The organism is Streptomyces cinereospinus, assembly GCF_042430725.1.
Lineage (GTDB): Bacteria > Actinomycetota > Actinomycetes > Streptomycetales > Streptomycetaceae > Streptomyces > Streptomyces cinereospinus.
In genome coordinates, this window is record NZ_JBHMCY010000052.1 from 33,531 (window position 1) to 54,575 (window position 21,045).

The 21,045-nt window shown below is 72.5% G+C and carries 19 protein-coding genes and 1 pseudogene; 11 read left to right on the forward strand and 9 right to left on the reverse strand.

What is annotated here, in order from left to right:
* Nucleotides 1–25 precede the first annotated feature (25 nt).
* Nucleotides 26–1,480 carry a cellulose binding domain-containing protein gene (locus ACFF45_RS24295; RefSeq protein ID WP_381348570.1) on the forward strand — a complete coding sequence of 485 codons (1,455 nt, stop codon included), beginning with the start codon at nucleotides 26–28 and terminating at the stop codon, nucleotides 1,478–1,480.
* A gap of 423 nt (nucleotides 1,481–1,903) precedes the next feature.
* Here ACFF45_RS24295 and ACFF45_RS24300 read toward each other — a convergent pair whose 3' ends face one another.
* Together ACFF45_RS24300 and ACFF45_RS24305 are read right to left on the reverse strand one after the other, a co-directional pair.
* A complete protein-coding gene (locus ACFF45_RS24300; protein ID WP_381348571.1) occupies nucleotides 1,904–4,081 on the reverse strand; it encodes a pentapeptide repeat-containing protein in 2,178 nt (725 codons plus the stop codon).
* Nucleotides 4,082–4,289: 208 nt separating this feature from the next.
* Nucleotides 4,290–5,093 (reverse strand): MerR family transcriptional regulator, encoded by an 804-nt coding sequence (locus tag ACFF45_RS24305; RefSeq protein WP_381348572.1) that lies wholly within the window; start codon nucleotides 5,091–5,093, stop codon nucleotides 4,290–4,292.
* Between the two features lie 81 nt (nucleotides 5,094–5,174).
* Here ACFF45_RS24305 and ACFF45_RS24310 point away from each other — a divergent pair, with 81 nt between their 5' ends.
* The 4 genes from ACFF45_RS24310 to ACFF45_RS24325 all read left to right on the forward strand — a co-directional run bounded on the left by ACFF45_RS24310 (nucleotide 5,175) and on the right by ACFF45_RS24325 (nucleotide 7,252).
* On the forward strand, nucleotides 5,175–5,969 hold the full coding sequence (locus ACFF45_RS24310) for an SDR family oxidoreductase (protein ID WP_381348573.1): 795 nt from the start codon (nucleotides 5,175–5,177) through the stop codon (nucleotides 5,967–5,969).
* Between the two features lie 135 nt (nucleotides 5,970–6,104).
* A complete protein-coding gene (locus ACFF45_RS24315; RefSeq protein WP_381348574.1) occupies nucleotides 6,105–6,458 on the forward strand; it encodes a nuclear transport factor 2 family protein in 354 nt (117 codons plus the stop codon).
* A gap of 98 nt (nucleotides 6,459–6,556) precedes the next feature.
* The gene (locus ACFF45_RS24320) at nucleotides 6,557–6,820 is read left to right on the forward strand and encodes a hypothetical protein (RefSeq protein ID WP_381348575.1); all 264 of its coding nucleotides are present in this window, start codon (nucleotides 6,557–6,559) and stop codon (nucleotides 6,818–6,820) included.
* A gap of 45 nt (nucleotides 6,821–6,865) precedes the next feature.
* Nucleotides 6,866–7,252, forward strand: a complete 387-nt coding sequence (locus ACFF45_RS24325; protein ID WP_381348576.1) for an SRPBCC family protein — start codon at nucleotides 6,866–6,868, stop codon at nucleotides 7,250–7,252.
* A 210-nt stretch (nucleotides 7,253–7,462) separates the two neighbouring features.
* On the opposite strand, the gene ACFF45_RS24330 is transcribed toward ACFF45_RS24325, so the two are convergent.
* Together ACFF45_RS24330 and ACFF45_RS24335 are read right to left on the reverse strand one after the other, a co-directional pair.
* Nucleotides 7,463–9,919 carry an ABC transporter permease gene (locus ACFF45_RS24330; protein WP_381348577.1) on the reverse strand — a complete coding sequence of 819 codons (2,457 nt, stop codon included), beginning with the start codon at nucleotides 9,917–9,919 and terminating at the stop codon, nucleotides 7,463–7,465.
* A complete protein-coding gene (locus tag ACFF45_RS24335) occupies nucleotides 9,913–10,650 on the reverse strand; it encodes an ABC transporter ATP-binding protein (RefSeq protein ID WP_381348578.1) in 738 nt (245 codons plus the stop codon). The genes ACFF45_RS24330 and ACFF45_RS24335 overlap by 7 nt, the downstream gene beginning before the upstream one ends.
* 199 nt (nucleotides 10,651–10,849) lie before the next feature.
* Between ACFF45_RS24335 and ACFF45_RS24340 the strand changes: the two genes are divergently transcribed.
* Nucleotides 10,850–12,121 (forward strand): sensor histidine kinase, encoded by a 1,272-nt coding sequence (locus ACFF45_RS24340; RefSeq protein ID WP_381348591.1) that lies wholly within the window; start codon nucleotides 10,850–10,852, stop codon nucleotides 12,119–12,121.
* Nucleotides 12,121–12,753, forward strand: a complete 633-nt coding sequence (locus ACFF45_RS24345) for a response regulator transcription factor (RefSeq protein ID WP_381348579.1) — start codon at nucleotides 12,121–12,123, stop codon at nucleotides 12,751–12,753. Before ACFF45_RS24340 ends, ACFF45_RS24345 begins: the two co-directional genes overlap by 1 nt.
* An 87-nt stretch (nucleotides 12,754–12,840) precedes the next feature.
* Here ACFF45_RS24345 and ACFF45_RS24350 read toward each other — a convergent pair whose 3' ends face one another.
* Nucleotides 12,841–14,043: an alpha/beta hydrolase gene (locus ACFF45_RS24350; RefSeq protein WP_381348580.1), complete on the reverse strand. Its 1,203-nt coding sequence runs from the start codon at nucleotides 14,041–14,043 to the stop codon at nucleotides 12,841–12,843.
* A 734-nt stretch (nucleotides 14,044–14,777) separates the two neighbouring features.
* On the opposite strand from ACFF45_RS24350, the gene ACFF45_RS24355 reads away from it, so the two are divergent.
* A complete protein-coding gene (locus ACFF45_RS24355; RefSeq protein ID WP_381348581.1) occupies nucleotides 14,778–15,341 on the forward strand; it encodes a dihydrofolate reductase family protein in 564 nt (187 codons plus the stop codon).
* 19 nt (nucleotides 15,342–15,360) lie between these two features.
* Here ACFF45_RS24355 and ACFF45_RS24360 read toward each other — a convergent pair whose 3' ends face one another.
* Nucleotides 15,361–15,807: a hypothetical protein gene (locus ACFF45_RS24360; RefSeq protein ID WP_381348582.1), complete on the reverse strand. Its 447-nt coding sequence runs from the start codon at nucleotides 15,805–15,807 to the stop codon at nucleotides 15,361–15,363.
* A 320-nt stretch (nucleotides 15,808–16,127) separates the two neighbouring features.
* Nucleotides 16,128–16,436: a hypothetical protein gene (locus tag ACFF45_RS24365; RefSeq protein WP_381348583.1), complete on the reverse strand. Its 309-nt coding sequence runs from the start codon at nucleotides 16,434–16,436 to the stop codon at nucleotides 16,128–16,130.
* Nucleotides 16,437–16,499: 63 nt separating this feature from the next.
* Here ACFF45_RS24365 and ACFF45_RS24370 point away from each other — a divergent pair, with 63 nt between their 5' ends.
* Nucleotides 16,500–17,093 carry a dihydrofolate reductase family protein gene (locus tag ACFF45_RS24370; RefSeq protein ID WP_381348584.1) on the forward strand — a complete coding sequence of 198 codons (594 nt, stop codon included), beginning with the start codon at nucleotides 16,500–16,502 and terminating at the stop codon, nucleotides 17,091–17,093.
* Nucleotides 17,094–17,294: 201 nt separating this feature from the next.
* Here the strand turns inward: ACFF45_RS24370 and ACFF45_RS24375 are convergent, their stop codons facing one another.
* Together ACFF45_RS24375 and ACFF45_RS24380 are read right to left on the reverse strand one after the other, a co-directional pair.
* Complete coding sequence (locus ACFF45_RS24375) at nucleotides 17,295–17,441, reverse strand: SRPBCC family protein (protein ID WP_381348585.1); 147 nt, start codon at nucleotides 17,439–17,441, stop codon at nucleotides 17,295–17,297.
* Nucleotides 17,442–17,486: 45 nt separating this feature from the next.
* Nucleotides 17,487–17,677: pseudogene (locus tag ACFF45_RS24380) on the reverse strand (aldo/keto reductase); the annotation flags it as partial.
* A gap of 639 nt (nucleotides 17,678–18,316) precedes the next feature.
* Here ACFF45_RS24380 and ACFF45_RS24385 point away from each other — a divergent pair.
* Entirely contained in the window at nucleotides 18,317–19,804 is a 1,488-nt protein-coding gene (locus ACFF45_RS24385) for an aldehyde dehydrogenase family protein (RefSeq protein ID WP_381348586.1), read from the forward strand.
* Nucleotides 19,805–19,945: 141 nt separating this feature from the next.
* Nucleotides 19,946–20,668 (forward strand): SDR family NAD(P)-dependent oxidoreductase, encoded by a 723-nt coding sequence (locus ACFF45_RS24390; RefSeq protein ID WP_381348587.1) that lies wholly within the window; start codon nucleotides 19,946–19,948, stop codon nucleotides 20,666–20,668.
* Nucleotides 20,669–21,045 lie beyond the last annotated feature (377 nt).

Genomic DNA, 21,045 nt, shown 5'->3' on the forward strand with positions numbered 1-21,045 from the left:
CCCACATCACGGAGAGGACACCACCGTGACCAGTCACGACAACCGACCGTCGCAGCGACGCCGCACCAGGCTGCGCGTCGTCCTCGCGACGGCAGCGGTCACCGCTCTCGGCGCCACCGCCCTCGCCGCCCTGCCCGGCACCGCCACCGCCGCCGGCGGGCTGACGGTGCAGTACCGCACCAGCGCCGCGGGCGCCACGGCCGACCAGAGCGAGCCCTGGTTCAAGGTGCGCAACACCTCCACCGCCCCGCTGCCGCTGAGCGAGGTCAAGCTCCGCTACTACTTCAAGGCCGACTCGCCCGGCGCCGCCTACCGTTTCGCCTGCTCCTGGGCCGCGAAGGGCTGTGCCAACATCACCGGCACCTTCGGCACCCTCGCCAACCCCACCGACACCGCGGACCGCTACCTGGAGATCGGGTTCACCGCCGGCGCCGGTTCCCTCGCCCCCGGCACCGACACCGGCGACATGCAGCTGCGCTTCCACCAGTCCACCTGGCAGCCGCTCCGGCAGAGCGACGACTACTCCTTCGGCGCGAGCCAGACCTCCTACGGCGACTGGACCAAGGTCACCGCCACCCGCGCCGGCGGCCTCGTCTGGGGCACCGCCCCGGCCGGCAACACCCCCACCGACCCGCCGACCACCCCGCCGCCCACCACACCCCCGCCCGGCGGCTCGGGAACCCTCTGGGACGACTTCAGCTACACCTCCCACACCGACCCGAAGATCTCCGCCAACGGCTGGTCGGTACGCGCCAACTCCGGCGGCCCCGGCGTCCCCGGCGCCACCTGGGACCCCTCCAACGTGACGTTCTCCACCAGCGGCGGCAACACCGTCATGACGATGGAGACCTCCACCGCGGGCACCGCCGCCACCACCGAGCACACCGAAGTCCTCACCAAGGCCACCAAGTTCAGGAACGGCACCTATGCCGCCCGCGTGAGGTTCAGCGACACCCCCCGCTCCGGCCCCGACGGCGACCGCCTCGTCCAGACCTTCTTCACCATCAACGACCTCAAGGCCCCGATGGCCGACGACTACGCCGAGTACGACTTCGAGTACCTCCCCAACGGCGGGTGGGGCGAGCCGGCCAACATCCTCTACGCCACCTCCTGGGAGACCTACAACCCCGACCCGTGGCAGGCGGTCAACCAGCACACCGAGAGCCGCCAGAGCTACGCCGGCTGGCACGACCTCGTCCTCACCATCGACGGCACGTCCGTCACGTACTACGTCGACGGCCGGCTCTTCGGCACCCATGACGCCGCCTACCTGCCCGAGCGCCCGATGTCCATCAACTTCAACCAGTGGCTGATCGACCTCAACGGCCAGACCTCCACCACACCGCGGGCCTACGAGCAGCAGGTCGACTACGTCCTCCACGTCAAGGACCAGGTCCTGACCCCGGACCAGGTCAACGCCAAGATCACGGCCTACCGGTCGGCCGCTACCGCCTTCGAGGACACGGTGCCCACGACCTGACCACCGGTCGGAGGGCCGGTATCCCGGACGGAACCGGCCCTCCGACTGTTTCCCGCGCGCGGCGGGACGCCGCGGTGCCCGCCGACGCAGGCCCCTGCGCGATGAGGCGTTCCCCCCGCGGGGGGAATCCGCGCCGTGTGCACCTGGGCGGTCATGCCGAGGACCGCACGGTAGGGGATGGTCAGTTGCTGAGGAGTGTGCGAACTCCTCAGCCGCTCAAGGTCAGCTCTCCCGTCTCTTCCGGACGGAACCAGTGCACCGCGATGCCGACCCGGGCGCCCGGGACCACCAGAACTCCGACGTTGTTGCCCGACGTCCTCCCCGTGCACCCTGCGCACCGGCCGTGCGTGCCACCGCCCGGGCGATCTCCCGTCCGTTGCGCAGCGGCGAAGCCACCCGGCGACGGCGACGGCGACGGCGCGGTCAGCGTTTGATGCGTCCACGGAGGGCGAGGACGGCGAGGGCGAGGAGGGTGGGTTCCAGGAGGCGGGAAGCCATCTCGATGTAGGTGCCGGCGGTGGTCAGGTCCTGTCCGCTGGAGCGGAACACCACCGAGTTGAGGGTGACGTTCAGGGCCTGCTCGAAACGCTCACCGGTGAATCTGTTCCCGGTGGGGTTCTGCGGGTCGCCCTTCGTCATCTCGAATGTGACCCTGCCGCCGCCGGGCGGCACGGTGCCTGTCGCCTTCTGCTCCGGAGAGTCCCGGGGGACCCCGAAGCCCATCAGCAGCACGACCGTGACGAGCATGGCGGCGGCGAGCCAGCCCAGGGCCCGGGACGCGCGCAGGCCGTAGCCGGACAGCAACCAGTAGCAGTGGAGCAGCCGGCGTTCGGCGGGGCCGGTGCCGGTGCGGTCGTGGCGGCGCATCTCCATCTCGCCGTAGTAGAAGTCCGCCGCCCCCGGCTCGTTCTTGGCGTCCTCGACCGCCTTGCGCAGCGACCGGTAGACCGGCGCCAGCTGGGCCGGTGTGACGTGTCCGGTGGCGCCGGGCCCCGCCGAGCGCCACCCCCGTACCGCGGACGGCTGTCCCGCGCGCCAGTGGTGCTCTTCGGCGAGCGTGCGGCGCTGGGTGAACCGTACGGGCCGCAGGCGCCGCCAGTGCGTGCCGGGCGGCACCTCGGCGAAGGTGCAGGTGCCCTCCAGCCGCAACTGGTCCAGATGCACCGTCCCGGTGAACAGGCATCCCGACAGGTCGACGTCGGCGAGGACCAGATGGGCCGCGTCCACCCCGCGCAGCGAGTTCACCCGAGTCCTGGCGTCGGGCGTGTCCGCGAGTGCCTCCTCCGCCACCGCCTGTCCGTCGGGGAGGACGAAGGGGTCGGCCTCGGCGGCGATGGTGAGGGGGTGTTCGAAGACCGCGTGGGCGAAGTCGACCGTGGCGTGGCGCAGACGCAACTCGGCCGTCGACGACCAGCGGGTCCGCCGGCACGCCAGGCGGCGCGTGGCGAGCATGAGGGTCACCGGGCCGCTGAACACCGCCTCGGACAGGGTCATCTGCCCGGCGCACACCAACGGTCCGAGGCTGGTCGCCGCCTCGAACACCGCCTGTTCGAACTGGGCGTCGCGCTCGAAGATCGCCGACTCGAACCCGGCGGTGCGCTGGAAGACCGCCGAGCTGAACTCGGCTGTGCCCTGGAAGGTCGACGACTCGAACCCGGCGATGCGCTCGAAGGCCGCCGCGCTGAAATCCGCCGTGTCCTGGAAGGTCGTCGAGCTGAAGTCGGCCGCGTCATGGAAGACGGCCGACTCGAACACCGCCATGCGCCTGAAGGCCGTCGACTCGAACACCGCGGTGTCGTGGAAACCCGCCTGCTCGAACCAGGCGTTGGTCCGGAAGGTGGCGTGCTCGAACCTGGCGACGCCGGCGAAGACCACCGACCCGAACCGGGCGTCGGCGCGGAAGGTCGCGTGCCCGAACCGGGCCCGGTCATGGAAACCCGCGTGCTGGAAGCGGGCGAGGTCCTGGAAGACCGCCTGCTCGAACCCGGCGACGCCCCTGAAGACCGCCTGCTCGAACCCGGCGACGCGCCCGAAGTCCGCCGACCGGAACCCGGCACCGCTGTGGAAGGCCGCCGAACTGAACTCGGCTCGGCCCCTGAAGCTCACGCGCTCGAACCCGGCGACGCCCTGGAAGACCGCCGACGTGAACCGGGCGACGGCCACGAAGGTCGCCTCCTCGAACCAGGCGACGCTCTGGAAGACCGCTGTCTCGAACCCGGCGACCGCTTCGAAGGTCGCCTTCTCGAACCAGGCGACCTGCTCGAAGACCACCGCGTCGAACCGGGCGTCGCCGGTGAAGCGCGCGTGTTCCAACCGGGTGACGCCGACGCGGGGGTGCCCGGTCGCGGGATCGCGGAGGGCGTCGAGGAGCGCGGCGAGCAGGGAGTGGGTGAAGGGCGTGCCGCGGTGGTCGATGTCGTTGCCGGGGGCCAGGCCGGCCAGGTAGGCGTCGCGGTCGGCATCGGAGAGGTGGGCGAGGCAGGCGGTGTGGCCGGGGACGTGGATGCCGCGGCAGCCGGCCGGGTCGACGGCGGGATCGGCGCCGTGCGCGCAGTACGGCCAGGAAGGCGCCCGGGGGACGGGGGACGGGGGAGAGCTCATGAGGTGGCGGCTCCGCTGCTGCGAACCAGTTCCCTGATTGTTCCGACAAGACGCGCGGTGGGCCGGTTCAGTTCCCGTCGCCCGCCCGGTCGCCCGTGCCGGGGCCGGTCGGCGCACCGAGGGCGGCGTCGGTGCCGCCCCGCCACACCGCAGGCATCCGTCACACGCGCACGTCCGTGCTCCACGCCGTACGGCGAACGGCGGCCGTTCACACCGCGCCGGTGACGCGGAACACCGGCCAGCCGATCTCCGTCCGCCAGTGGGCCGCGACCGGGGTGTCGCGCGGGCCGGCGAGGTAGGTCTCGCGTACCGGCCCGGCCACGGCGAGGGCATGGTCGGCCACCCACCTGCCGAGCTCGCCGTAGGTCACGTCGATCGTGTCATGGGCGCCCGCGTGTACCGCTACCGCGAGTTCCGCCTCCGGCAGCCGGACGCTGCGGACCCGTCCCACGGCCGGTACGGGCGCGGAGATCGGGACGTGCACGAGAACGTGTCCCCGCCCGTGGGTGAACAGCGCGTTGTCGTAGAGCCCGCCGACGGGTCCCACCGGCTCGCGGACGACCGCGTCGAGTTCGGCCATCGCGCCCGCGTACCAGGCGAGCACGTCCGCGTGGGCGACGGTGGCTTCCACCGCGGCCACGAGCCGCGCGGGCACCTGCCGCAGCTCGACGGCGACACCGGCCGGCTCCGGGCGCAGCAGCCGCTGGAGGGAGGCGACGGCCGCCTGGGTGCGTGCCAGCTGGTCCTCCAGCCGGTGGAGGTGTTCGGCCACGCGTGCCGCGCGCGCGGCCGGGTCCTGGGTGAGGAGGATCTGCCGGACGTCCGCGAGCGGCACATCCAGCTCCCGCAGCCTGGCGATCACCTGCGCGCCGGGGATCTGGGCGGGGTCGTAGTACCGGTAGCCGCTCGACGGGTCCACGCGGGCCGGTTCCAGCAGCCCGGCCTCGTGGTAGCGGCGCAGGGTCCGGACGCTCAGGTGGGTCATCCGCGCGAATTCACCGATCGTCAGCACGCGTCCTACTGTGCACCCTCCCCCGGGGGGAGGGTCGAGGAGCTTGACCCTGCCGGCGCGGGAGGCCGCACGCTCCCCTGCATGACCAGCACGACATCCCCTCCTCTCGATCTCGCGGGGCGTCTCGCCCTCGTGACCGGCGCGGGCAGAGGCACCGGCGCCGCCATCACGGCACGCCTGCGCGCGGCCGGCGCCACCGTGCTCGCCACGGCGCGCACCGCGCCCGCGGACGCCGCCCACGAGCAGTCCTTCGTCGCTGCCGACCTGACGTCGCCCGAGGGCGTCGACGCCGTCGTCACCGCCGTGCACGAGCGGCTCGGCGCCCTCGACGTCCTCGTGCACACCCTCGGCGGATCCCGGGCGCCCGCCGGTGGGTTCGCCGCCCTGACCGAGGAGCACTGGCAGCACGAGCTCGCCCTGAACCTGCTGGCCGCGGTCCGCCTGGACCGCGCGCTGCTGCCGGCGATGCGCGAGGCCGGCCGCGGTGCCGTCATCCACGTCTCGTCCATCCAGCGCCGGCTGCCGCTCTTCGACGCCACACTGGGCTACGCCGCGGCCAAGGCAGCGCTGACCACCTACAGCAAGGGGCTCGCCCGTGAGCTGGCCCCTCACGGGGTGCGCGTCAACGTCGTCTCCCCGGGCGCGATCGAGACGGAGGCGGCCACGGCCCTCGTCGCCCGCATCGCCCGGTCCCAGGCCATGGATCACGCAGCGGCCTGGGAGCAGATCCTGGCGGCCCTCGGCGGAATCCCCCTCGGCCGCCCCGCGCGCCCCGAGGAGGTGGCCGAGCTCGTCGCCTTCCTCGTGTCCGACCGGGCCGGCGCCATCACCGGCGCCGAGCACACGATCGACGGCGGCACCGTCCCCACCGTCTAGACCCGCCCGCGCCGGCGGTGGTCCCACCGGAACGCAACCCCCGGGAACCGTCCCCGGAAACGCGATCTCCCGGGGCCGCGATCCCACGGCAACGACATCCCACGGCAACGACATCCCACAAAGAACAGGACAGAGATGGCTTCGACCCCGACCGACCTCGGACACCTGCCAGGTGTCGTCCGGGACTACCTCGCCGCGCACGCCCGGGGCGACGTGACCGCGGCGGCCGAGTGCTTCACCCCGGCCGCCGTGGTCGTGGACGACGGCAGCACCTGTCGCGGCCGCGAGGAGATCCGCGACTGGCTCGGCCGCTCCTCCACCGAGTACACCTGGACGGCCACTCCCACCGCCGCCGTCCGCCGCGGCTCGGGGCACTGGAACGTGGTCCAGCGCCTCACGGGAGACTTCCCCGGCGGTGCCGCCGACCTCGCGTACGACTTCACGATCGACGACGCGCTCATCACCGCCCTCGTCATCGGCCCCGCGTAGCTGCTCCGGGCGGGGACGGCGGGCGTGCGGCGGGTCCGGCCTGCTGCGATGGTGGAAGTGTCGTAGCACCGCCACCAGGACTCGACGGGAACGTTGACGTGGACAAGTCGCAGCTCACCGAGATGACCGCTCGCCGTGCCGCTGACGGCCCCGATGGCCCGCAGCTCACCGAGGACGACATCAGCCGGATCATCGACCTGCTCTTCGGCACCGTGGAGCGGGCGGGAACCATCGCCGAGGCACTCAAGGCCCAGAAGACCGTCGTCCTCGGCAGTTTCGGGAGTTTCCAGACCGCCGACGGCACCGCCACGTTCCGGCCGGGCACGGCCCTCACCGAGTACCTGCGCGATCAGATCCGGTGACCGGTGCGCGGACCACCGGGCCGCCCGGCGGCTGCCGCGATCGTCATGGGACACCTGACCCTCCACGCCACCGGTCCGGCCGCCCCGGAGACGGTCTGGCGGCGCTACGCCCGCGTCGACGAGTGGGCCTCGTGGTCCCCGCAGGTCAAGACCGTGCAGGCCGCCGACCGCCGGCTGAGGGCCGGCCTGCGCGGCACGGTGCAGTCGCCGGTGGGCATCCGCGCCGCGTTCGTCGTGGAAGCCGTCGACCATGACCGCCGCACGTGGGCCTGGCGCGTCCGCCTGGGCCCGGTCCGGCTCCGCCTGCACCACGAGGTGCGGGCACACGCGCGCGGCAGCACCACGAGTCTGACCATGACCGGCCCGAGGCTCGCGGTCCTGGCCTATGCCCCCCTCGCCCACCTGGCCCTGCGCCGTCTCGTACGGCCCTGATGCGGCACAGCCGCGTCGCGGACCGCACCCACGACGCGGGCGGCCCGTTCCGCCGCCCGCCCGCCGAGCCGCTGTGGCGCGCCGTCCGGCCCGAGCAGGAACTGACCAGCGGCCCGGCCGGCGAGCGCGCGACGATGATCCTGGTCGCCGGCGGGTCCAGGGTCAGGTCCGCCGACACCGCCGCCGACCGCCCGGCACCGTGTCAGCGGGTCACTCCCGTGCGCCCGCGAGCTCCACCGCCCCACGGCGCAGGGCGAGGCCGGCCGGAGCGGCCGCCGAGAGCACGGCGACCACCGCACAGGCGCCCAGGACCGCCGCGAGCGTCGCCCACGGGATCTCGATGGACGTCCGCACCGACAGCAGGCCCAGGGCGCCCCACAGACCCGCCAGGTTGAGTCCGGCGACCAGCGCCCCCAGCAGGCCGCCGACCATGACGACCACCAGCGCCTCGGCGCCCACCAGCCGCAGCACCTGCCACCTGGTGGCGCCGGCCAGCCGCAGCGCGGCCAGTTCGCGAACCCGGTCGGAGGTCGCCATGACCATCGTGTTGGCCAGCGAGATGCCGGTGTAGAGCAGGGCGATCCCGAGGACCAGGAGGAAGCCCGCCCGGGTCGTCCGGTCGGTCTCGGGGTACGTCGCCCGCACCCAGGTGTCCCTGGCGAGGACCTCCCCGCCCGACACCCGGACCGCCCGGCGCAGACCGGCGGCCACGGTGCCCGCGTCGGCACCGTCCGCGAGGCGTACGTCGACCCGGTCGACGGGTGCCGCGGGGGCGTTGCGCGGGGTGACGTAGACGCCGTTGTCGCCGGTGCCGGTGGTCATGACCGCAGCGATCCTGAGGGACCTCCTCGTGCCGTCGCCGAGCCACACCTCCACCCGCTCGCCCACGGTGTGCTTCTCCCACTCCTCGTTGACGATGATCGAGCCGTCGTCCAGGTCGCTCACCTTCCCGGCGGCGAGCGGCAGCCGGGCCGTCGCCGCGAGCGGTCCCGGCTCGGCGGCCCTGGCACCGGACCTGACGAGCGCCACGCCGTCCTCCAGGACGTACACGGCGCTCGCCGAGCTCGCCGACACCTCGGCCCCGGACACGGCCCGGAGCCGCCGCAGCGTCGCCTCGTCGAAGCCGGCGTCGCCCGCCGAAGTGACCACGAAGTCGGCGGCCGTCCGCTCGCGCACCTCGGTGGCCTTCGCCTCGCCGAGGGTGGCGGTGGCCCCGAGCAGCGAGCCCGCCAGCGCGACCGTGACCAGCACCGGCGCCGCGACGGCGGCGGTGCGGCGCGCCCCGGCGGCGGCGTTCTCCCGGACCAGCATCCCCCCGGCCCCCGGCAGCCGGGCCGGCAGCCAGGCGATCAGCCGGGCCAGTGGCCGCACCAGCGCCGGGGCGAGCAGCGCGGCCGCGCTGATCAGCAGCATCGGCCGGCCCACGTACGTCTTGCGGTGCAGCAGGTCGCCCGGGTTCGTCACCAGGGCCAGGGCCAGCGTCACCGCGGCGGTGATCAGCAGGGCCGCGCCGCACAGCCGGCGGCCCGGGGTCATCGGCCGGGTCTCCACGGACGCCTCGCACAGCGCCTCGGTGGGACCGGTGCGCCCGGCCCGCCAGGACGCGGCCAGCACGCCGCACAGGGCCACCAACAGGCCCGTCCAGAACGCCAGGTGGTAGGGCCAGGTGTAGTCGCCGATGGTGAACCAGCGGGGCGCGAGGCGCTCGCCGGCCGCCCACTCGGCGAGCGCGGGGGCGCCGCAGGAAGCGAGCACACAGCCGGCGGCGGAGGCCGCCACACCGACCGCGAGCGCCTCGGCGACGACCATGCGGCGGAGCTGCCCCGGGGTCGCCCCGGCGGTGCGCAGCAGCCCGAACTCGCGGCGCCGCTGGGCCACCGCGAACGCGAAGGTCGAGGCCACCACGAACACCGACACGAACCCGGTGACGCCTCCGGCCGTGCCGAACATGGCGTTCATCGCGGTGAGGGCCTCGCTGTCCCGGTCGGGGTCGGCGTCGGCGTACCGGCGCGCGTCCGCGGTGAGGACCTGGACGCCCACGCTGCCGCGCACCGCCTCGCGCACGGCCGCCGCATCGGCGTCGACCACCAGCTGCAGGCTGCGCGGCGACAGTTCGGCGGCGCGGGCGTCGGTGTAGAACACGGCGTTCTCGAAGCCGAGCCCGGTCACCGTGCCGACGACGCGCATCGTGCCGTCACCGGTCCGCACCCGGGTGCCCGGACGGGCCCAGTCACCGCTGACGACGATCTCGTCCGCGGCCTCGGGCGCCCGTCCCGCGTCGAGCCGGTACGGGGCGAAGGCCGCGGTGGACCAGGGGTGGCCGACCAGATCGGCGGGCCCGTCCTCGGCCCGCACGGCGAACGACCGGTCCTCGACGACGGTTCCGAGGTCTCGCAGCTTCGCGACCGTGCCGTCGGGCACGGCACGCGGCTGTGCGAGCTTCTGGGTGCGGTCGCCGATCGAGGTGGACACCACGAGGGTGTCCTGGCCCTTGACGACGACCGGCGCGGCGGCGAACCGCTCCGGCCCCCGCTCGGGCGCGTCCAGCGAGGACGCCAGGGCCAGCCCCATCACGGCGATCAGCGCCACGCCCAGGGACAGGGCGACGAAACTGCCGGCGAAGGTGACCCAGCGGGTGCGCAGGGTGCGCAGCGTGGTGCTCAGCACGGCGCCGCCTCCAGCTTGGCCATGTGCGCCGCGATGTCCTCGGCGGAGGCGCCGGTCAGCTCGCCGTTGACCCGGCCGTCGACGAGGAAGACGACGCGGTCGGCGCAGGAGGCGGCGACGGGGTCGTGGGTGACCATGATGATCGTCCGGCCGTCCCGGTCGACCATGCCGCGCAGCAGCGTCAGCACCTCGCGGCCGGTCCGCGAGTCGAGCGCGCCGGTCGGCTCGTCGCCGAACAGCACGTCGGGGCGGGTGATCAGGGCGCGGGCCAGGGCCACCCGCTGCTGCTGGCCGCCGGACATCTCCGCCGGGCGGTGCCGCGCCCGGTCGCCGAGGCCGACCTGTTCGAGCACCTCGCGCACCCGGGCCTTCTTCGGGCGGCGGCCGGCCAGCCGCAGCGGCAGGGCCACGTTCTGCTCGGCGGTCAGCGAGGGCAGCAGGTTGAACGCCTGGAACACGAAGCCGATGCGCTCGCGGCGCAGCAGGGTCAGCTGGGTCTCGCTCAGCCCGGTCAGCTCGGTGCCGCCCACGGTGACCGAGCCCGACGTGGGCCGGTCCAGGCCCGCGGCGCACTGCAACAGAGTCGACTTGCCGGACCCGGAGGGGCCCATCACGGCGGTGAAGGTCCCCCTCGGGAAGGCGAGCGACACGTCGTCGAGGGCGGTGACGGACATGGCGCCCGGGCCGTACCGCCGGGTCACGGAGCGCAATCGGATCGCGTCGTTGCTCATAGGGTCCCCCATCAGCGTCTGCTTCTCGGTTCGTTGACGCCTCCACGAAACCGCGGGCGCCCCGCGTGACGCAGTAACGCGGGACCGAGACCTGGGGTAGGGCCAGGCCTACCCCCGATAGGGGCACCGGGCCGATGGCACCGGCCGAGGCAGTCCCCGTACGGTCATGCACATGCACTCTCGGAATGTGTGGCAGGCCATGTCCCGGCCGGGCTTCCTGCTGTCGGTCTGGCCCTTGCGCTCCGCCGCGTACCTGCTCACCGGGGCGGTGACCGGCATGGCCGCCCTGGTGGGGATCGTGACGATGGCGGTGGTCTGTGGTGCGCTCGCCCTCGTCCTGGTGGGGCTGCCCCTGCTCGTCATGGTCGCCCTCGCCGGGATCCCGGTGGCCTGGGCGGAGCGGCGCAGGCTGCGCCTGATCGACCGCGACCCGGTGTCCGGCCGGCATCAGGTGCCGGCCACGCCCGGTCTGTGGGCCTGGCTGACCACCCGGCTGCGCGAACAGGCGACCTGGCGGGAGCTCGGGTACGCGCTGCTGTTCGCCGGGCTGCTGTGGCCGGTCGACGCCCTGGCGCTCACGGTCGCCCTGCTCTTCCCGCTGTCCATGGTGGCCACCCCGCTGCTGATGAGCACGGTCGGCGACGGCCACGAGGCGAAGGTGCTCAAGCTGTGGACGGTCACCACATGGCCGGCCGCTTTCGGCGTCGCCGCCCTGGGCCTGCTCCTCGTGGGCCTGGGGGCCTACCTGCTCGGCGCCACGGCGGGCGCCCGCGCCGGGCTGACCCGGGTGCTGATCGTCTCCCGCGAGGGCGAGCTCGACGCCGAGGTGGTGGAACTGGCCCGTTCCCGTGCCCGGTTGGTGGACGCCTTCGAGGGCGAGCGGCGCCGTATCGAGCGCGACCTGCACGACGGCGCCCAGCAGCGTCTGGTGGCCCTGACGATCGCCCTCGGGCTGGCCCGCCTCGACGCCCCGCCAGGACCGCTGGCCGACCAGCTCACCAAGGCCCACGAGGAGGCGGGCAAGGCGCTCGCGGAGCTGCGCGAGCTCATCCACGGCATTCACCCCAAGGTCCTCACGGACTACGGCCTGGAAGCCGCCGTCGCCGACGCCGCCGACCGCTGCGCGATCCCCGTCGACGTGGACCTGGAACTGCCGGCCCGGCCGGCGCCCGCGGTCGAGTCCGCGGCGTACTTCGTGGTCTGCGAGGCGCTGGCCAACGTCGCCAAGCACAGCCGGGCCGGCCGCGCGCGGGTCAGCGGCGGTCACCGGGACGGGCGCCTGTTCCTCGAAGTGCGCGACGACGGCCGCGGTGGCGCGGACCCCTCCGCGGGCAGCGGCCTCACCGGACTCGCTGACCGGGTGTCGGTCCTGGATGGCAGACTTGCCCTGACCAGTCCGCCGGGTGGGCCGACTCTGTTGCGTGTGGAGTTTCCTTGCGAGTTGACCGAGGCGGCCGATCGCTGCGCGTAGTGCTGGCCGAAGACAGCGTGCTGCTGCGAGAAGGGCTCGTCGGCCTGCTCGGCCGCTGCGGCCACCAGGTGGTGTCGGCGGTCGGCGACGCCGAGGCGCTGATCGCCGCCGTCGCGGAGCACGCCCCCGACATCGTGGTGACGGACGTCCGCATGCCGCCCGGCTTCCAGGACGAGGGCCTGCACGCGGCGGTGCGGCTGCGCGAGCAGCACCCCGCTCTCCCGGTCCTGGTCCTCAGTCAGTACGTGCAGCGGACGTACGCCGCCGAACTCCTCGACTCCGGTGACGGGTCAGGCGTCGGCTATCTGCTCAAGGACCGGGTCGGCCAGGTCGAGGAGTTCGTGGAGGCGCTGCACAGGGTGGCGGACGGCGGGACGGTGGTCGACCCCGAGGTGGTACGCCAGTTGCTGCGCCGCCGCCGCGATCCGCTGGAGCGGCTCACCCCGCGCGAACGGGAGGTGCTCGCACTGATCGCCGAAGGCAAGTCCAACGGCGCGATCGCCCAGGATCTGGTGGTCTCGGAAGCCGCGATCGGCAAGCACATCGGCAACATCCTCACCAAGCTGGACCTGCCACCGGCCGACCAGACCCACCGCCGGGTCCTGGCCGTCCTCACTTACCTGCGGGCCTGACCCCGAGCGGGCGGCGTCCCGACGTCACCAAGGGGCCGCCGTCCGCGGTGTGATGCGGACGGCGTACCCGGACGGTGGGGGAGGGGCTCAGTCGGGGAGCCGGTCCATGAGCCAGCCGCACAGCTCTTCGGTGATGGCCGTGTGAGCGGTGGTCGTGGACGAGCAGAGGAAGTCGTCCAGTTCGCTCTCCTCCGGGCTCAGCTCGTCGATGTCGACGTAGAGATCGGCCTGCTCGGCGATGTCGCGGACCGCGACCGCGCTGACCGAGGGGACGAAGCACACGTCCTCGTGCCGCAGGTCCACGCGGCCGCCGAGTTTTTCCATCGCCTCGGCGAGGATCCCGTAGGTGTGCAGAGTGCCGCCCGGCGCGCCGTCCAGCTCGGGGAAGCCACTGGTCGTGATGGTCTTCTCGGCCTTCGGGAACCTGCGGTTCAGGTAGGCGGCCGTCACGTCGTCGCCCTGGGCCTGGACGTAGAAGGTGGTGCCCGGGTAGATCTGGTCGATCCGCAGCGCGACCTCGCCGGGCTTCACCTCCGGCAGCCCCACCCCGTCGCCGCGGCCGTTGGCCACGGCGACGATGCGCGGGCGCCGCGGCCAGTGGCCGATCCGGTCCAGGGCGGCCAGGAACTCCGTGCGTTCCGGCGCGACGCCGGTCTTGCCGGTGTCCTTGTCGTAGTGCTGCCACAGCATCTGGCGCGCGGCCGGGCTGTTCATCTGCCGGGCGAAGTTGTTCGGCAGCGGGATGAAGTGGGAGAAGGCCTGCACACCGACCGGGATGGAAGCGCCGCGGTGAGGGCTGTCGTAGGAGAAGTACAGCGCGGTCTGGTGGTCGATGCCCTCCGTCTCCAGCTCGGCGAGTGCGTAGCGGGTGACGATGCCGCCCATGCTGAAGCCGCCGACGACCAGGGGGGCGCCGCCCAGCCGCTCGGCGACGGCCCGCTGGACGGCGGCCTTGGCCGCCTGCGCGTTGTCCAGGATCGACGCACTGCGCTCCTCGAAGCCGAGCAGGATGACGTCCCTGTCGCGCCGGCGCAGCTCGGAGACGAACGGGTAGCCGCTCTCCAGCCCCTGGTACAGCACGTCGAGCCTGCTCCGGCCGAGGTTGAAGCCGTCCGCCATGATCACCGGCCGGACGAGACCACGGTTGTTCTCGCCCGGGAACACCCAGGCGAAGCCGTTCGGCAGCTGCCACTCCTCGTGCTCCGGCACCTCGATCGGCACGGCGGGTTCGGCGGTCAGCGGACCGCCGAGGGTGAACGAACCGACGTTGGGCTCGGTCGTCTCGGACATGGTCGTACTCCTTGCGCTGTGCGAGAGGGGGGGGGGACGAGACAACGTCATCATGGGGGACATTTCAGGCGTATCGCCTCACTGAGCTGCGTTTTCACTCCATCTGGTGGCGCCCGCACGGGTGGTGTTCGGCAGGCGCGGCATGTGCCGTTGGCCTGTTCCCCTCGCTCCTGTGTTCCTCAGCGAGAGCGCACGCACGCGGAGAAGAGGCATCGGCGAGCGCGGCATGGGCGGCCACCGCACGCGTCGGTGTCCCGTCGGCGGGCGGGCCCGTACGAACCCGGCAGGTACGCAGGCCTGGCGGCGGCTCGCGAACGGCGGGACCTCCCCGCCCCGCTGTCCGTGCCGGTCCCGGCAGAGCCTGCGGCGGCGGTGGCGGCCCTGCGACGGCGACGGCCGGCGCCGACCGGGCTCCGACCTCCCCGGCGCGGGAAACGACGAACCGCGCACTCTTCGGTCACGCCTGGGGAGGTGTCGTAGTTCGTGCTGGGGACCGTCGGCAGGAATCTGGCGCGCTGCCGGTGCACCGGGCTCGACGCCACGCCTGCCCGGCCTCCCCCGATCACCCGCACACCGGACTGATCCAGTGAGCAGCCGGCTGCCCGCCGTACGCGCGGGAAGGCCGGGCCCATGAGGCGATGAGGTGAGCAACTCCGAGGGCTTGCGCGAGCCGCGACGAGTTCTGCGGCGTCCGGCGGTCCTATCGTCGAACCCGTCACGGAGGAGGACTTCTGATGCGCAGCGTGACCTATTCGATGAGCGTCTCACTCGACGGCTACATCGTCGGGCCGGACGGCGGCTTCGACTGGACGGCGCCGGGCGAGGAGGTCTTCCGATCCTGGATCGATGAGATCCGGCAGGTCGGCGTCCACCTGCTGGGACGACGGCTGTACGAGACGATGCTGTACTGGGAGACCGCCGACCAGGATCCCTCGCTCGACGACTCGCAGCTGGAGTGGGCCGCACTCTGGAAGCCGCTGCCGAAGGTGGTGTTCTCCACCACGCTGTCGGAGGTGCAGGGCAACGCCCGCCTGGCCTGCGGCGGCCTGGCGGAGGAGATCGAGCGGTTGCGGGCCGGGCCGGGGGAGGGCGACATCGCGATCGGCGGTGCGACGCTCGCCGCCGAGGCCGCCGCATCGGGTCTGATCGACGAGTACCGGGTCAGGGTCTACCCGGTGCTGGTGGGCGGTGGCATCCCGTTCTTCCCCCACCGCGAGCGCCGGGTGGATCTCGCACTCGTGGAGACCCGCACGTACGCCCCGGGGGTCGTCCACCTCCGCTACCGCGTGACGCGTTAGCGGGTGTCCTGGACAGCCGTCACGGGAACAGGGCGTGGGTGAACGTGATCGTCGCGTAGGCCGCGTCCCGCCCACCGAGATTGGTCTCCTCGGAAGGCAGCCATATCTGCCACGAGCGGCTGCCCCGACCCCCGGGCATCACTTGAGCCTCGGGCCAGAAATTCGCATCGAGGTCACTGGTGTCGCAGTTCGCGCCCTCATACAGCCACACGTTCGGCCGCACGTACACCTGCTCGTCGTCACGCAGATATGCCCGCAGGTACAGAACGGCTCTGGCTTCCCCGCCCGCACACACTCTGAAGGTCATCTTCTTCTGCCGGTCGTTGTGCGTGAGAACGAACGTCTCGCGGAACGGGAGTTCGTTCTGGACGGAGCCGCCTCCCCAGACATCGACCCCGTCGCGCGCCCCGACCTTGCCCTGGAGGACGATGATGTGCTGCAAGGCCGCTGAGGCCGGCTCCGTCATGCCGGCGAAGGGCAGGGGAGCCGACAACACGGCAGTCGCCAGGGCGCGTCCGAACCGCATGCCGAAGCCTCGCAATGCTGGGAGCCAGGCTGTGCACGTCCCGCACCCCTGGCGTGGGCCTCATGGAGAGTCCCCTGTCACCAGGTTCGCTCCGGATCTCCTCCGCTGCATCTCGGGACGCCGCAGCAACCTCCGAGGAGGCCCGAGGAGGCGGCCAGTTGGCGGACGGTGAGCAGGTGCCGACCAGGAGGGCCGGGAACGCGGTGGACGACGACAGCGCGCGGCGCGGACAAGTCGTCCAGTCGGCGGCCAGTTCAGCGTCAGCATGGGCAGCTTGACGGCGGTGGCGTCGCCAGGAGGCCGGAGGCCCCGGTCTCTCTGGCGCGGTGGCCCGCCTGCCGGCGGACGACCGCGGCCTCGTCGGGCTGGAGTCGCATGTGGACCCGGGCGTCCGCCCGGGTCCACACGTCGTCGCGGCTGGCGCAGTGGTTCCCCGTGCCGACCGGAACCGTGCCCTCGGCATCCACGGCCCGGAACGCCAGGCCGCGTTCGCCTGCTCGGGCCGGCGCCTCGATCGCCGCGTGGACGAGGGCCGAGCGCCACCGGGCGCCGCGTCCCACGATTGACACCACTCCGTATGTAGTACTACGTTGAGACCACTTCGCTTGGAGTACTACGTGTGGGGGATCGTCATGCGAAAGCTCGTGTACTACGTCGGCGTCTCGCTCGACGGCCGCATCGCCGGTCCCGGCGGCGAGTTCGACTTCTTCCCGCAGGGGGACGACCAGCAGGCCGCCGCCTACTCGGCGTGGATGAACGCGCTGTACCCGGACACCGTCCCGACCGCTTACCGCGCCGCCGTCGGGCTCGCGGACGCGCCCAACCGGCGTTTCGACACCGTCGTCATGGGCCTCGGCGCCTACCGCCCCGCCCTCGACAACGGGATCACCAGCCCGTACGCGCACCTGCGCCAGTACGTGGTGTCCAGCACTCTCGAGCCGGACACCGACCCAGCCGTCACCGTCGTGCCGAGCGACCCGCTGGCCCTCGTCCGCGAGCTCAAGGGCGAGGTGGACACCGGCCTGGACATCTGGCTCTGCGGGGGCGGTCGACTCGCGGGCACCCTGCTGCCCGAGATCGACGAGTTGATGATCAAGACCTATCCGGTCATTGCCGGGACCGGTGTCCCAGCGGTCGACGGCGCCTTCGACCCCACCGTCTTCGACGTGGCCGAGCGCACCGCCTTCCCCAACGGGGTCACTCTCACCCGCCTCGTCCGGCACTAGCCAGGCCGTCGCGCATCGGGTCATGACGCCGACCGGACGAAGACGGCGGCGAGGCGGAGTCCGGCGCGGTGGACGGTGGCGGACTTGTCGCAGCGGCGGCCAGGCCGCGCGGCCCGTACCGGCACGGCGTCGCGATGCCGTGCCGCGGTCGGCGCCGCCGTGCGAAGGGACGGCGCGCCGCCGAGCCTCCCGGGCCCGGGCTCATCCGTCCAGGGTCTTCTTCCGTGCGGCCGGTCCTGCGGCGTGGATGCCGCGGAGCAGGGCGACCGCCTCCTCGTCGCTCGTCCCGGCGGGCGTGAAGACGCCGGACCACCGTACACGGCTCTGCCCGCCGGACACCTCGTGCACGCTGCGTCAGCTCCAACGGCCCGACCTGTCGGCTCCGCGCCCTCAGGCCCGGATGAGGCCTTCGTCCCGCACGCTCTGCGGCACCCGCAACGTGCCGGTCCGGGCGCTTTCGCGGGCGGCGAGCCACTCGTCGCCGTAGAAGTCCTGCGCGATGGCGTCACCCACACGCAGTCGCGGGGATCCGTCCCCAGCCGCTTGAGGCTGTCCTCGACGGAACCGACGGTGGCGTCGGCCGAGCAGGCGAGCGCGTACGCCACCGAGCCGGACGGACACCGTCCCCCCCCCCGCGTGTCCGGGGTGACACCCTCGGTGATGCCGTACCCACGATGCCGCCAGGCGCTGCCACGTCCGGGCCGGTACGCAGCGTCAGGGCGAGGTCGGTCTGCGTGAGGCGGTGCCGCCCACCGCCCCGGTGTGTTTGGTACCGCCGGCACAACATCTGCGGCAGCCGTTGACCTGCGGAGCCATGCAGGGGCGGTGGCAGCGCTCGCGGGCCCGCCACTGGACGGAGCTTTGGACCTCGGAGCCATGTCATCGCCGAGTGATGCCTAGTTCACTCTGCCGCAACCGAACTACTCGTCGGAGGTCGTGATGTCAGGACCCAGCGCAGCCGAAGCACCCCACTCCGCCGGCGCCGCGGATGTGGCTGGTGCGGTGCTCGTACGGGGAGCGCTCGCCCCGGCGGCGATCTGAATCACCGCCCTGCGGCTGGTACGCGGCACCCGCCGATGCGCAGGGCGCACCGCGCATGCGCATGGCACGGCCGACCAGGGCACGAGCGCTTCGCGTGCCGCCCGGCCCGATCCATCCGGCACATCGCCCGCAGCCTGCGGACTCCCGCAGATTTTCGTACGACGGACCTTGCAAGGAGAGACATGACCAGCAGCACGCCCATCGAGTCCCCGTCGGGAATCCGCGAACACACGCAGATCATCGGCGGAGCGTGGGCCGCGGCAGCCGACGGTGCGACGTATGAGGTGACCAGCCCCTACGACGACTCCGTCGTCGCCCGCGTCCCGGCCAGTTCCCGCACCGACATGGCCCACGCGGTGGCCGCGGCCGCCGCCGCCCAGCCCGAGTGGGCGGCCCTTGCCCCGGCGGCCAAGCAGTCCCTGTTCCTGAGGGCCGCCGACCTCCTGCACGAGCGCACCGCGGAGGTGGTGGAAGCACTGGCCCGCGAAAGCGGCTCAGGAGCCGGTTTCGCCCACTTCCAGGTGCAGTGGTCGGTCAACCTGCTGCGTCAGGCGGCGGGCTGGGTCTACTACCCGCACGGCGAGATGCTCCGCACCGACTTCCCGCACACCTTCGCCACCGCGGAGCGCAAGCCGCTGGGCGTGGTCGCGAGCTTCACGCCGTGGAACGGAGCGCACGTCCTGGCGTGGCGTGCGGTGGTGGCCCCGCTGGCCGCCGGCAACACGGTCGTCGTCAAGCCCTCGGAGGAGGCCCCGGTCACGGCCGGGCTGCTGATCGGCGAGGTCCTGCACGACGCCGGCTTCCCGCCGGGCACGGTGAACGTCGTCACCCACGCGCCGGGCGGCGCCGCCGAGATCGCCGAGGAGCTGTACGAGAACCGCGCCGTGCGCTGTCTGTACTTCACCGGCTCGGCGAGGACCGCCAGGGTGGTGGCCGCGCGCGCCGCCGCCTCCCTCAAGCGGACCGTGCTGGAACTGGGCGGCTACAACCAGATCATCGTCACCGAGGACGCCGACCTGGACCACGCCGCCCGGACCGCCGCGTTCAGCGCCTTCTTCCACCAGGGCCAGATCTGCATGAACGCCCGCCGGATCCTGGTCCACCACAGCGTCTACGACGCCTTCACGGCCAAGCTCGTGGACGCTGCCCGCGCACTGCCCCTGGGCGACCCCTCCGACCCCGCCACGGTGATCGGACCGCTGATCAACGACGCCGCGCTGCACGGCACCAAGGCCGCCGTGGCCGACGCGGTCGCCCAGGGGGCCAAGCTCCTCACGGGCGGGGCCCACACCGGCCGCGTCTTCGAGCCCACCGTCCTGGTCGATGTCCCCGACGACGCGTCGCTGTCCTGCGAGGAGACCTTCGGCCCGGTCGTCGTCGTGCGCCCGATCGCCGACGACGACGAGGGCGTGAGGCTCGTCAACGAGAACCCCTACGGCCTGTCCTTCTCCGTACTGACCTCGGACGTCGGCCGGGGCATGGCGATCAGCCGGCGCATCGACTCCGGGGCCGTGCACGTCAACACGCCGACGATCAACGACGAACCCCAGTCGCCCAACGGCGGGGTCAAGGACAGCGGCTGGGGCCGGTCGGGTCTGAACGGCATCGAGGAGTTCACCGAGCTGCGCTGGATGACCGTGGAGACCGGCACACGCCAGCTCCCCCTGTGACCGGACGCCCCGGCCCACACATCATCTCGCAGCCACACATACGCACAGGCACTCACGCACAGGCACATACGTGCAGCGGGGCAGGAATCCCCTTCCTCCGCAGCCCGGGAACGGACCACCATGAACTCGCATGACGGCCGCGTGGCTGTAGTCACCGGAGCGGCAGGTGGCTTCGGCCAGGCCATCGCGCTCGAACTGGCACGGCGCGGAGCGGACATCATCTCCGTCGACCTCAAGGAAGCCGACGACACCGTCGCGCAAGTGACATCGCTCGGCCGGCGGGCCCTGGCGCTCAAGGCCGACGTCTCCGACCCGGAACAGGTCGCCGCGCTGGTCCAGCCGATGACGACCCTGTCCGGCCGGGTCGACATCCTCGTGAACAACGCCGGCATCTTCCCCTTCCGCGATGTCTTCGAGCTGGACTTCGCCGAGTGGAAGCGCACGCAGGAGATCAACCTCGACTCGCAGTTCCTCATGGCCAAGGCGGTCATGGGCGGGATGCGTGACGGAGGATGGGGCCGGATCGTCAATCTCGCCTCCAATTCCCTGGGCCTGGCGGTGCCCGGCCTCGTGCACTACATGGCGAGCAAGGGCGGCGTCATCGGCCTGACACGGGCCCTGGCCAGTGACCTCGCGCCCTTCGGCATCACGGTCAACGCGGTGTCGCCGACCGCCTCCCGTACGCCGGGGGGGCAGGTGAACATCGGGGACTCGATGCTCCAGGACGTGGCGGGCATGCAGGCCATCAAACGCGTCGGCGTGGCCCAGGACATCGTCGGCACCGTCGCCTTCCTCACCAGCGATGACAGTTCCTTCATCACCGGGCAGACGATCATGACGGACGGCGGTCTCGTCCGTCTGTGACAGACGTGTCCCGTACGTCTGCGAGACATGCGCCTCGTACGTCTGTAAGACATGCGCCTCGTACGTCTGTAAGACATGCGCCTAGTACGTCTGTAAGACATGCGCCTAGTACGTCCGTGAGGCATGTGCCTGGCGCGCTTGTGGGACACATGCCTGGCGTACCTCTGGGACACGTGCCTCACACCTCTGCGAAACGGCGCATGCCCGGCGCGGGGCGCGGCACGCCCCACCTCGCGGAACGCCCCGCGCCGGCCCGCGTCCGCCTCCCGGCCCGACCCCCCTTTCCCGACTCTGACAGGAGCAGACCGGATGACCCACCGCATCGATGTGCACCAGCACGTCATTCCCCCTGCCTACCAGGCGTTCCTGGACGCGCG